Origin of the sequence: Marinifilum fragile (assembly GCF_963677365.1) — a bacterium.
Lineage (GTDB): Bacteria > Bacteroidota > Bacteroidia > Bacteroidales > Marinifilaceae > Marinifilum > Marinifilum fragile.
In genome coordinates this window covers 4,046,095-4,058,302 of the sequence record NZ_OY781962.1, presented here as the reverse complement: position 1 = coordinate 4,058,302, position 12,208 = coordinate 4,046,095, and the positions used below count along the sequence as shown (strand labels likewise).

Genomic DNA, 12,208 nt, shown 5'->3' with positions numbered 1-12,208 from the left:
TCGACCATAGCTTACTCCTTTTCTTCTTTTTTTTCAATCAGATCAATGAGTTCCTTAAGATCATCAACATTTAGTTTTTCTTCCTTCACAAAAAATGAAACCACATTTTTATAGGAGGATTCAAAATAATCCGATACTACATTTTTAATGAATAGTTTCCGATACTCCTCTCTTGTTATTACCGGATAATATTCATGCGTATTACCATAGGAATTGTGAGATACAAAGCCTTTTTCCTCCAATCCGCGAATGATTGTACTAAATGTATTGTAGTGTGGTTTAGGTTCTGAATGCTGTTTTAGCAAGTCTTTCACAAAACCTTTACCTGCATTCCACAATATCTTCATTACATCTTCTTCCCGTTTCGTTAATCGTTTTGTATGCATTTAAATTGCCTTTTTTATATACCATGAATAATGTTGACAATTCAAATGTAACTATTTTTTTCGTTTTATCAACTATTTTTCTCGTTCCTTAACTATTTTTCTCGTTAAAGAACGGATTTTCTAGTTTAGATTGTATAAGATCGCTTTAAATATTAGCTTGTAAATACAAAAAAAGTCCAAGAGATCTTATCTCTTAGACTTTTACAATTCTATTTTTAATTTATGAAAGTCTACTTTCTAAGTTGATTGACCTTCTCCATAAATATTTCTAAACGATCTTTCGATATTGAATTCTTCCAAAAACCATTTTCTTTAAAATGTGAACCAACAATAAAGCCCGAAGCAAAATTCCAATATTCTTCAAGGTTTTCCGCAGTAATACCCGATCCTATCAATACCGGAATTTGAACCTTATCCTTCAAACTCTTTAATTCGTGAAGATAAACTGCTTTCCCTGTTGACGATCCTGTTACAATTAGTCCATCACTCAAGAAAAATTCAGCGGCTTTTGCCGTTTCATCAATATCAACATCGGCAGTAATGGCATGGGAACTGTGTTTCTTTTTTATATCGGTATAGATCTTCACATCTTCGGCACCTATTGCTTTACGGTATCTCAATAGCTCACCAGCACAAGAATCTATATAACCCTCATCCGCCACATGTCCAAACACAAAGCCTTCTGCTCGAACAAGTTGAAGATTTGCAGCCTTAGCAACAGCAAGGGCTTCTTTATTAGCTCCAGCCAATATTTGTATGCCCAATGGCAAATCAACCGCTTCCCGAACTGCTTTTGCTACCACCGCCATGCTTGCAATAATTTCTGGTCCAACCGCACCCTTTAGGTAGGGAACATCATGCATGTTCTCAATCATGACTGCATCCAAGCCAGCTTCTTCGTAAGTTTTAGCTTCCTGAACTGCAATTTCACAAATTTCTTCGATACTGTGCTTATTATTTGGTGTTCCTGGCAAAGCTTGCACATGTACCATTCCGATTATAGATTTTTCCAACTTCATAACTTTAATTTTTCACTCAAGCGTAAAAATAATTTTATCACACAGACGCACAGCCGAGCGTCTCTTCAAAACCTAGTTACTTTCTAAAATCTTAAACAACTCATCCAACTTAGGAGTCAAAATGATTTCCGTTCTACGATTTTTGCTTCGACCTGCCGAAGTTGCGTTGGTTTCAACTGGAACATACTTGCTACGACCTGCAACGGTTAATCGTTTTGGAGCTACTCCCTTGTTCTGAATAATGATTCTCACAATTGAAGTTGCTCTTTTTACACTTAAATCCCAGTTATCCTTTAAAACTCCACTTCCATTATAAGGAACATTGTCGGTATGTCCTTCAATCATTACATTGATATCCTTATTTTGAGCCAATACCTTTGATAATTGTCCTAATGCTTGAACTCCACGTTGATCAACAGTATAAGAACCAGATTTAAACAAAAGCTTCTCATCCATAGAAACATAAACCTTTCCATTCTTGGTACTGATTGACAAACCATTCCCTTCAAAACCTGTTAATGCACTCATCACTTTATCCTTCAGAGCTTTTACAGCCTCATCTTTCCTTCTTAGCGCTGATTCGAGTTCACTAAGTCTTTGATCTCTTTTTCCCAGTTCTGCCTGCAAAGCATCTAACTTTCTCTTTCGTGCATCCATTTGCTTTTCAAGAGCCAAAACCTCATCTTCTCGCAATTGCAAATCGTCTTGAGCTTTACGAATTTGTTCGAGTAAAGCTTTTGTTTCTCGAGCATTTCCAGCCTGCATACCTGCCAATTGATCCATCAAATCTCGATTGCTTCGTTCTGCTCTGCTTAACCTTTCTCGCGCTGATTGTAATCTTCTGGATAAGGCAATGGTATCGGAAAGAATATTATCATACTTCCCTTTCAAAACATCAAGCTTTCCTTTCAGTTCGTTATTACTTTCACTCAATTCCAGATTTTTCTCTTTCTGCATTTCAAGTTCTTCCAAACAATTGGCCTGTTTGTTCTGAAGTTCTTGATACTGTCTGGTTGGAACACATGAGAATAGACTTATCGCTAATAACAAAGCGATTATTGATGGGCTTAATTTTTTAATCATTTTAAATAATACTTTTATTAGTAATAGAACTCTCTTAGATAAACAAATATATGAATACGGCGTTTTATATACGAATAACACAGCAACATTACTTGTTAATTATTTATTATCTTCGTGCAATATTTTTAACGGTATAAGGAGGAATTTCGTACATGTCGCAAGCAGATAAAAAATTATTGGATCAGATTAATTATCCAGAAGATCTTAAAAAGATTTCTGAAGATGATTTGATTCAGGTATGTTCTGAATTGCGACAAGAAATTATTGAACAGGTATCAAATAATCCAGGCCACTTTGGTGCAAGTCTGGGAGTTGTTGAACTTACTGTTGCCCTTCATTATGTCTTGAATACTCCATATGACAACTTGGTTTGGGATGTTGGCCATCAGGCTTACGGACACAAAATCCTTACGGGAAGAAAAGATGTTTTCCATACCAATCGTCAGTACAAAGGAATTAGTGGTTTCCCAAATCGTAAGGAAAGTGAGTATGATTCTTTCACTGTGGGTCACTCTTCTACTTCTATCTCTGCAGCATTAGGAATGGCTGTAGCCGCCCAATTAAAAGGTGAAACTGATAGAAAAACAGTTGCTGTAATTGGTGATGGTTCGATGACTGCTGGTTTGGCTTTCGAAGGCTTGAACAATGCGGCTGGTAACAAGGCCGATTTATTGGTTATCCTGAACGATAACAATATGGCCATTGATCCAAATACGGGTGGATTGAATGATTACCTTCTGGACATCACTACATCGCAAACTTACAACAAGGTTAAAAACGATGTATGGAGACTTCTTGGGAAATTCAACAGAATAAATCCAAATACTCAAAAATTGTTTCAAAAAGTTGAAAATGGTGTAAAAACTATTTTATTGAAACAAAGTAACCTTTTTGAAGCGCTTAACTTTAGATATTTCGGTCCGGTTGATGGTCACGATGTGAATCATTTGGTAAAAGTACTGAGTGATTTGCAAAAGATTCCTGGACCAAAAATCCTGCACTGCATTACCAAAAAAGGAAAGGGATTTAAGCAAGCTGAAATCGATCAAACCTATTGGCATGCTCCTGGTAAATTCGATAAGGAAACCGGTGAAATCATTCAAGCTAAAAGCAATGGGCCTCAAGCTCCAAAGTTTCAGGATGTTTTTGGAGAAACATTGGTTGATCTTGCCAAAATGAATGACAAAATTGTTGGGATTACTCCTGCAATGCCAACTGGTAGTTCAATGAACAAACTGATGGAAGCAATGCCCGAAAGAGCCTTTGACGTTGGTATTGCAGAACAACATGCCGTTACTTTCTCAGGTGGATTGGCTGCTCAGGGAAAAATTCCATTTTGTGCCATCTACTCATCATTTATGCAGCGTGCCTACGATCAGGTAATTCATGATGTTGCCTTGCAAGGTGTAAATGTTGTTTTCTGTTTGGATAGAGGTGGATTGGTTGGTGCCGATGGTGCTACTCACCATGGTGTTTACGATCTTGCTTTTATGCGTTGTGTTCCAAATCTAACCATCGCAGCTCCATTAAACGAAATTGAATTGCGCAATCTCATGTTTACCGCTCAACAGGAAAATATGGGTGCATTTTCTATTCGCTACCCTCGCGGAAGAGGTAGAATTATTGATTGGAAACAAGAATTTGAAATTCTTCCTGTTGGGAAAGGCCAAAAGCTAAACGATGGCGAAGATTTAGCCATTTTATCGATTGGAGCAATCGGAACAGAAGCAATGGACGCGATTGAAGAGTTGGAAAAAGAGGGAATGTCTATCGCTCATTACGACATGAGATATTTGAAACCAATTGATGAAGACTTGCTACATGAAGTATTCTCGAAACACACCAATATCATTACACTTGAAGATGGTTGTATTGTTGGAGGTTTAGGATCAGCAATTCTAGAATTTATGAGTGATAATGGATATCAAAGCAGAATAACCCGTCTTGGAGTTCCTGACAGATGGGTTGAACAAGGAACTCAGCAAGAACTCTACAAAGAATGTGGTTACGATAAGGAAGGAATTATAGCTTCTGTAAACAAAGTGCTTGCGAAACACACAAGCTAAACTCCATCTCTGTATCCATCCGAATAAGGATCTAGTCCTTCAAAATCTCCGGTAAAAGAATCCATTTGCGATTGCATTTCGCGATCCATTTTAATTAGGTATACTGTATCTTCCGTACGTAATTCTACTACATTTATTTTCTTGCCATTCGGCGTGGTGATTTTAATTAAATCATCTTCATAGATTCCATCTGGAAAGGAATTGATCAACAACTGTAACAAATCCATTCCAATACTTTTGTAGTCCTTTATAACTCTTTTCATCTCATACTGATAAATCAATTTATCAAACCAAATCATATAATCCCTTTCGGGCAAGAGTGTGAATAACAGGATTGTTTTGCTGATATCAATTTAAGGAAATTAGTCATAGCAGAAAAAAATATTTTCTGCTAAAACACTGACATTTATTCATTCGAATATATTACTTGGATTTATGAGTTGATCAATTTAAGTTCAAAATTCCACATCAAGTAAAACACATTTTGTACTTATCTCATTACCAAAAATTCATTATTAATTACTCATTGTTAATTATAAATTGTCATTCCATCGTTTTCGCTCAAAATATTTACAATTTCTTGATATAAAGTGCATGCCAGTTCAAACCAAAAACCTATTTTTGCGCCCTTAATCAAAATTTTAGGTTTTAAAACATGGTAGATTTTTTCAAAAAGAAAGCTAAGAATTCTAAAGATGATATTTTATCCGGTTTAACCGTTGCCCTAGCCTTGGTTCCAGAAGCTGTTGCATTTGCATTTGTAGCTGGTGTTGATCCATTGGTAGGTTTATATGCAGCTTTTATGATTGGATTAATTACCTCAGTATTTGGTGGTCGTCCGGGGATGATTTCCGGAGCAACCGGGGCAATGGCCGTTGTGTTGGTAAACCTTGTGAAGGAAGGAAACGAAATGGGAATGGCTATGGCTACTCCTATAGAAAATATGGGACTGAATTACTTATTCGCAACAATTGTTCTTACAGGTATCATTCAGTTTTTAGCTGGTGTGTTCAAATTTGGTAAGTTTGTTCGTTTGATTCCTCATCCTGTAATGATGGGATTTGTAAACGGTTTGGCAATTGTAATTTTCCTTTCTCAATTGGGAATGTTTACTGAAAAAATAGCAGGAGAAACTGCATGGTTACACGGTGTAGAACTATATACCATGATTGGATTGGTTATTTTAACCATGGCAATCATGTTCTTCTTGCCAAAACTAACTTCTAAAATTCCAGCAGCCTTAACAGGTATTGTAGTGGTATCAGCCATTGTAATTTTTGGTGGATTAGATGTTAGCACCGTTGGATCATTCATTAGAGATGGTGGTGGTTCTGGGTTGAAAGGTAGTTTGCCAACATTCCAGTCACAACTATTCACCGTGGTTCCTTTCACATGGAAGACCATTAAATTTGTATTGCCTTATGCCTCTATTTTGGCAGCAATTGGTTTGATCGAATCGCTAATGACTCTGAACCTATTGGATGAGATTACAAATAGCCGTGGTAATGGTAACCGTGAGTGTATGGCACAGGGTGCTGCCAATATCGTTACCGGATTTTTCGGTGGAATGGGAGGTTGTGCAATGATCGGACAGTCATTAATCAACGTGAAATCTGGCGGCCGTGGAAGGTTATCTGGAATTATTGCTGCACTTACTTTATTGGCATTTATCCTATTTGCTGCTTCATATATTGAAATGGTACCAATTGCAGCATTGGTTGGTGTAATGTTTATGGTGGTTATCGGAACATTTGCTTGGTCGAGTTTCCGCATTCTAAATAAAATTCCTAAATCAGACGCTTTTGTTTTGATTTTGGTATCCGGTTTAACCGTTATTTTCGATTTGGCTATTGCTGTTCTTGTGGGTGTTATTGTTAGTGCACTGGTTTTCTCTTGGGAGAATGCAAGAAGAATTCGTGCCCGTAAATCGATGAAAGAAGATGGAACCAAAGTTTATGAGATTTGGGGACCCCTGTTTTTCGGATCAATTACTACCTTTATGAGCAAGTTTGATGTGGCAAACGATCCGGAATCCGTAGAAATTGATTTTATTGAATCAAGAGTCTCTGACCACTCGGGAATTGAGGCCATTAGAAATCTGGTTCAGAAATACGAAAGTGTAGGAAAAACCATTAAATTGAAGCACCTAAGTGAGGACTGTATCAAACTGCTTCAAACTGCAGATGATCATTTTAGAACTGTTATTATTCGAGATATCGATGATCCTCGTTATTATGTAGTAACTGATAAAGTGAAAATTGAGTAAGGCTTTAAAATATTAGAAAACACCTGTTTGAGGAAGCTTTTTCCTCAGACTTTTTTTCACCTCCTTCCCACGCTGGGAGGAGGTGTTTTTTTGTTTACTCCCCCTGCCCTTTATACGACATTTTCCCATTCCAAATTATTATTCAGTGAAAGTCAAGATAGTGTTTTGTCGCGTTATCTTTTGAAGAAGATCTACTTTGATATGGGGTTTAGAGCACAAACCTAACTACTTGGAAAAAACAGTCCTTATACCTTATGTAACGAAAGTCTACAAAACATTTGAAGTGTCGAAATAAATTTATTACGTTTATAATTCTTTAAAAATGGAAAAATAGTAGGAATTGATATGAAGGTTTCCACCAAGAGTCTGAATTACAAAGCAATTAGCAAAGAATAAGATTTAATGACAATAAGAATAAAAGTGCACGAAAGAAGATTATTTGAACATATAGACTATACCGAAAAAACTTTAAGAGACAGGGAGTTTTTTAAATGTAAATTTGTGGCATGTAGCTTTTCAAAAAGCGACCTTATTGGGAATAGTTTCGAAGATTGCACCTTTGAAAATTGCGATTTTTCGATGGCTAAAATTCGAGGAGCAGGTTTTCGAAATGCAAAGTTCAATGGGTGTAAAATTCTTGGAGTTGATTTTTCGGAATGCAACAAATTTATGTTCTCCTTTTCATTTCACAATTGTTTCTTAGATTATTCCACATTTTTTGGAACAAGATTGATGAAAACAAAATTCGATAAATGCTCGTTAAAAGAAACTGACTTTTCAGAAGTGAACTTATCATCTTCTATATTTTCCGATTGTGACTTAACAGGGGCAAGATTTTTAAATAGCAATCTCGAAAAAGTAAATTTTAGAACGGCAAATAACTTTTCCATTGACCCTGAATCTAATAAATTAAAAAAAGCGAAATTTTCAGCATTTAACCTTGAAGGCTTACTGTACAAATACCAATTGGATATTGATTAAGCTCGCACCAGCAAGAGCTTTTCTTTTTGTTCCTAAATGAGATTTTGCCAGGCCAGAAGATAATTTTACTCAACATATTTTCATAGCTTTGCCGACCGTAATATAAGCAATAAAACGATGGTAAACCCACAAACCAAGGGAACGCTCATGATATTGCTCTCCGCAATATTTTTTGGCCTCATGCCCTTTTTTGCATTGAAAACCTATGCCGAAGGCTTTAGTGTGGACAATCTACTATTGTATCGATACAGCTTCGCCTTTATACTAATCGGCCTATTTTGCCTCATCCGGAAAATCACGCTTACAATCAACCAGAAACAATTTCTACTGATCCTGTTTCTGGCATTTGTAGGAACCATGCTCACCACCTACACATTGTTCCTCTCCTACCGGTACATATCCTCAGGTCTGGCCAGCACCTTGCATTTCGTTTACCCCATTGTCACCATATCGTTTGCAGCCATTATCTACAAAGAAAGATTTACTGTCCGGAAAACCACTGCCCTACTCCTGTCTGTAACAGGAATTGCTCTGCTGTCGGTGGGTACAGAGAGCAACATAAACCTAACCGGATTTGTTTGGGCAATTGTATCCGGTTTTCTGTATGCCATCTACATTCTGGGCATGGCGAGTGAGGAGTTAAAAAAACTTCCCCCTCTAACGATTGCCTTCTGGATATTCGGAATTACCGCCCTCCTCTTTTTTGCGAAATCCCTGTTGACCAACCAGCTGAACACCCACTTTACGCCCACTTCGTTGTTTTACACCCTAAATCTGGCGGTTTGGTCCACATTCTTCGCTGTTGTGCTCTTCTACAAAGGCATGAAATACACGGGCCCGGGAACCGCTTCTCTCCTGTCCACCCTGGAACCGCTAACCGGTGTATTCGTGGGGATATTTGTTTTCAACGAAAAAATGGATGTGAAGAGTTCTTTGGCAATTTTGCTGATACTCACCTCGGTTCTTATTGTAGTACAAACCAAAAAAAAGAGACAGCATCACCTGATTCAGAAGCTAAGGCACAAAGTGCTGAAACGCGCCTGACCCGGCCATCAACAGGAACAGAAATGTCACAGAGGGATTTTTTGCAGCTCCTAACCTCCGGGCGGGGATTATTCCGTCCTTTGAGAAAACCCCTAGCTGTCTCACGAAACGAAGTTCCCCGATAGCGCGAACTTGCACCAGCAAGAGATAATAAAAAATGCGCTCCTTTCGAAGCGCATTCATATCGTAATTGGTAATTCCTAATTCTTACAATCCCAGTTTTGTTCTGATGGCAGCAGGAATTGCATCCTTGTGCATCATTAATCCTACAGTTTTGTACTGTACGAATGCTTTCGACGCATAAAAATATCCTTTGTGATTATTCAAATCTGTTCCCCAAGAATTCTTAATCAAATAATACTTGGTACCGTTTTGATCTTTTGCAATCCCTGTCATGTGCATCAAATGATCTTCAGTTGACTGATAGTTATCGAAAGCCATTTGGCGCATTTCCTGAGTAATTGCCTTTTCTTTTACTGGATATTCGGTTCCATAAGCAGCTTTCTGATCGCGATTCATATTTTGCCATTTTGAAATTTCTGAATCAGCCATGTTTTTCACTTCCGTATCTGGAACAACAGCTACTCCCTTTCTGAAAGCAAAACCATCTTCGCTTACATCACTACCCCAGGCAATGCTGTATCCATTTTCAATGGCTGTATCCACACATTGCATCATTTCATCCATTGGCAAGTTGTACACCTCTCCTAACGACCAGTTATCAGGACCTTCGAAAATGAATGATTCATAAAAAGGATGATGATTGTAGGATGTAATGGTGATGTAATCATCAGGGTTAATTCCCAATTCTTCACCAAACGATTTTGGATTGTATTCCTTTCCTTTATAGCTGAAGGTTTCCGGAATCTCTCCCAGGTAAGCATCTAAAATTCCATCAAATCCCTTCATCCAAACAGGAGTAAGCTTTTTGTTTTTGTTTTTCACCACTGCATCTACATAGGCCTTTAAAACTGCATCCATTTCTCCATGAACAGGCAAAGTTTCATCAAATGTATTTCCTGAATAAGCTTCCTGCGGAATCATTCCAAACTTTTTCACCACATTCATGGCATCCCAACCTTCGGCTCCTGCAGAAAAGCTTTTCTTTCCATGGAAACGAACGTAATCTTTTGCCCTAAGGTGATAGTTTCTGTTCACAATGAACATTTCTGATAAGTCAAACTCCCCTTTGTCCATTCTCAGCAATTCCGATTCGATGAATGAAATGGTTGCAAATGACCAACAAGTTCCCGATCTGTGCTGATCTTTAACCGAAGTTGCATCCAGCTGTTTTTCAATGGTAAATTGGTAGGATTTTTTTTCTTCCTTCTTCTTTTTTGCGCTTACAGGCAATATTAAGGCTACTGCCAGTAAAGCCGATAAAACGAATCTTAAATTCATGGTTATTTTGTTTGTTGTTTATAAAAAATCAAAACTGGTAGCTTTCCATGCATAAATCTTGATAATGCAATTCTTTGCTTGTACTTTTGAGTGTTTTGAAAGATCATGCAAGGTAAAAATAATCAAACAACTTTTGCCCTGATTTCAAATATCATAAACAACATTTTCTAACTAATATCATTGCAAAAATGAAAAAACTCGCATCTGTTACTTTGTTGTTAGGCCTAATTATTGGTTTTGCAGCTTGTAACCAACAAAAAAAGAATGATACCATAGTTCCTCAAGAGCTAGTTGATCAGTATGCTGAATTTGAGCTTACTACTGACTTAAGTATTCTGACAGAAAAGGAAAAGCAAATGCTTCCTATCTTAATCGAAGTTGCTGACATCATGGAAGAATTGTTCTGGAAAGATGCTATCGGTGATAAAGAAGAATTCCTTTCGATGTTAACCAACCCTGCTGCTGTTGCTTACTCAAAAATTAACTATGGTGCTTGGGACAGATTAGATGACAACAATGCTTTCCTTGAAGGATTTGGAGCAAAGCCAAAGGGTGCTAATTTCTATCCAAAAGATATGACCAAAGAAGAATTTGATGCTATCGAGGATGAAATGAAAACTGACTGGTACACCAAAATCGTTCGTGATGAAGATGGCAAATTAAGAGTTGCTCCATACCACGAAGTATATCCTGAAGAAATTAAAAGAGCTGCTGAATTATTAAAGAAAGCTGCTGAATTGGCTGAAGATGCTGGTTTAAAGAAATACCTGGAACTTCGTGCTGAAGCTCTTTTAACTGATGATTACCTGGCTTCTGATTTGGCTTGGATGGATATGAAAACCAACACTCTTGATTTCGTAGTTGGTCCTATCGAAACTTACGAAGATGCTCTTTACGGATACAAAGCTTCTCACTCTGGTCAGATTTTGGTGAAAGACAAAGTTTGGAGTGAAAAACTATCGAAATTTGCTTCATTATTGCCTCGTTTACAAGAAGGTCTTCCTGTACCTCCTGAGTACAAAGCAGAAAAAGCAAATGCCAATGCAGACATGAATGCTTACGATGTAATTTACTACGCTGGGGATTGTAATGCAGGTAGCAAAAACATCGCGATTAACCTACCAAACGATCCTCGTGTACACGCTGCAAAAGGAAGTAGAAAGCTTCAGTTGAAAAATGCAATGCAAGCTAAATTCGATAAGATTTTGGTTCCTATTTCAGATTTGTTGATTGACGAAAGCCAACGCAAAAATGTTACTTTCGATGCATTCTTCGAAAATGTAATGTTCCACGAAGTTGCTCATGGATTAGGCATCAAGTACACTTTAAAAGATAAGGTAAGCGTTCGTAAGGCTCTTAAAGATACTTACACTTCTATCGAAGAAGGTAAAGCTGATATTTTAGGCTTATACATGATCACTCAAATGGCTGAGTGGGGCGAAATGGACAAGAGCAAGCTAATGGATAACTATGTTACTTTCATGGCTGGTATCTTCCGTTCTGTTCGCTTTGGTGCTGCAAGTGCTCATGGTAAAGCAAACATGATGCGTTTCTATTTCTTCGAAGAGCAAGGTGCTTTCACCAGAAATCCTGAAACTGGAACTTACAAAGTAGATTTCGAAAAAATGAAAGCTGCTATGAACGAATTAGGAAAACAAATTCTAATTGTTCAGGGTGATGGTAACTACGAAATGGCAAAACAAATGATTGCTGAAAGAGGTTATATCCGTGAAGATTTACAAAAAGATCTTGATCGTGTAAACTCTGCGGGAATTCCTAAAGATGTAGTATTTAAACAAGGCGTTAAGGTTCTTGGACTATAATTCATTTAATAATGAGTAATTGGTAATGAATAATTAATTCTTACTATTCTATCATATAAAAAAGGCTGATTCTTTAATAAGGGTCAGCCTTTTATTATTTTAGGACTAATAATACCCGAACTGGATCAAAAAATGGGTA

10 protein-coding genes are annotated in these 12,208 nt (G+C 37.4%); 5 read left to right on the top strand and 5 right to left on the bottom strand.

The window, feature by feature from the left end:
- Positions 1-11 precede the first annotated feature (11 nt).
- The 3 genes from ACKPCA_RS16270 to ACKPCA_RS16260 form a co-directional block, all read right to left on the bottom strand.
- Complete coding sequence (locus ACKPCA_RS16270; RefSeq protein ID WP_321280039.1) at positions 12-386, bottom strand: BlaI/MecI/CopY family transcriptional regulator; 375 nt, start codon at positions 384-386, stop codon at positions 12-14.
- A 230-nt stretch (positions 387-616) separates the two neighbouring features.
- On the bottom strand, positions 617-1,405 hold the full coding sequence (locus ACKPCA_RS16265; RefSeq protein ID WP_321280038.1) for a BtpA/SgcQ family protein: 789 nt from the start codon (positions 1,403-1,405) through the stop codon (positions 617-619).
- A gap of 72 nt (positions 1,406-1,477) precedes the next feature.
- Complete coding sequence (locus tag ACKPCA_RS16260; RefSeq protein ID WP_321280037.1) at positions 1,478-2,488, bottom strand: OmpA/MotB family protein; 1,011 nt, start codon at positions 2,486-2,488, stop codon at positions 1,478-1,480.
- Positions 2,489-2,640: 152 nt separating this feature from the next.
- Between ACKPCA_RS16260 and dxs the strand changes: the two genes are divergently transcribed.
- The gene (dxs, locus tag ACKPCA_RS16255; RefSeq protein ID WP_321280036.1) at positions 2,641-4,554 is read left to right on the top strand and encodes a 1-deoxy-D-xylulose-5-phosphate synthase; all 1,914 of its coding nucleotides are present in this window, start codon (positions 2,641-2,643) and stop codon (positions 4,552-4,554) included.
- Here dxs and ACKPCA_RS16250 read toward each other — a convergent pair.
- The gene (locus ACKPCA_RS16250; RefSeq protein WP_321280035.1) at positions 4,551-4,817 is read right to left on the bottom strand and encodes a hypothetical protein; all 267 of its coding nucleotides are present in this window, start codon (positions 4,815-4,817) and stop codon (positions 4,551-4,553) included. The two genes, dxs and ACKPCA_RS16250, sit on opposite strands and share 4 nt — an antisense overlap.
- A gap of 392 nt (positions 4,818-5,209) precedes the next feature.
- Here ACKPCA_RS16250 and ACKPCA_RS16245 point away from each other — a divergent pair, with 392 nt between their 5' ends.
- The 3 genes from ACKPCA_RS16245 to ACKPCA_RS16235 all read left to right on the top strand — a co-directional run bounded on the left by ACKPCA_RS16245 (position 5,210) and on the right by ACKPCA_RS16235 (position 8,845).
- Positions 5,210-6,820: a SulP family inorganic anion transporter gene (locus ACKPCA_RS16245; RefSeq protein ID WP_321280034.1), complete on the top strand. Its 1,611-nt coding sequence runs from the start codon at positions 5,210-5,212 to the stop codon at positions 6,818-6,820.
- A 402-nt stretch (positions 6,821-7,222) separates the two neighbouring features.
- Positions 7,223-7,801: a pentapeptide repeat-containing protein gene (locus ACKPCA_RS16240; RefSeq protein WP_321280033.1), complete on the top strand. Its 579-nt coding sequence runs from the start codon at positions 7,223-7,225 to the stop codon at positions 7,799-7,801.
- A 117-nt stretch (positions 7,802-7,918) separates the two neighbouring features.
- Entirely contained in the window at positions 7,919-8,845 is a 927-nt protein-coding gene (locus ACKPCA_RS16235) for a DMT family transporter (RefSeq protein WP_321280032.1), read from the top strand.
- Positions 8,846-9,052: 207 nt separating this feature from the next.
- Here ACKPCA_RS16235 and ACKPCA_RS16230 read toward each other — a convergent pair whose 3' ends face one another.
- Positions 9,053-10,246, bottom strand: a complete 1,194-nt coding sequence (locus tag ACKPCA_RS16230) for a C1 family peptidase (RefSeq protein ID WP_321280031.1) — start codon at positions 10,244-10,246, stop codon at positions 9,053-9,055.
- A 188-nt stretch (positions 10,247-10,434) separates the two neighbouring features.
- On the opposite strand from ACKPCA_RS16230, the gene ACKPCA_RS16225 reads away from it, so the two are divergent.
- Positions 10,435-12,069, top strand: coding sequence for a dipeptidyl-peptidase 3 family protein (locus tag ACKPCA_RS16225; RefSeq protein ID WP_321280030.1), 1,635 nt, complete (start codon positions 10,435-10,437; stop codon positions 12,067-12,069).
- Positions 12,070-12,208 lie beyond the last annotated feature (139 nt).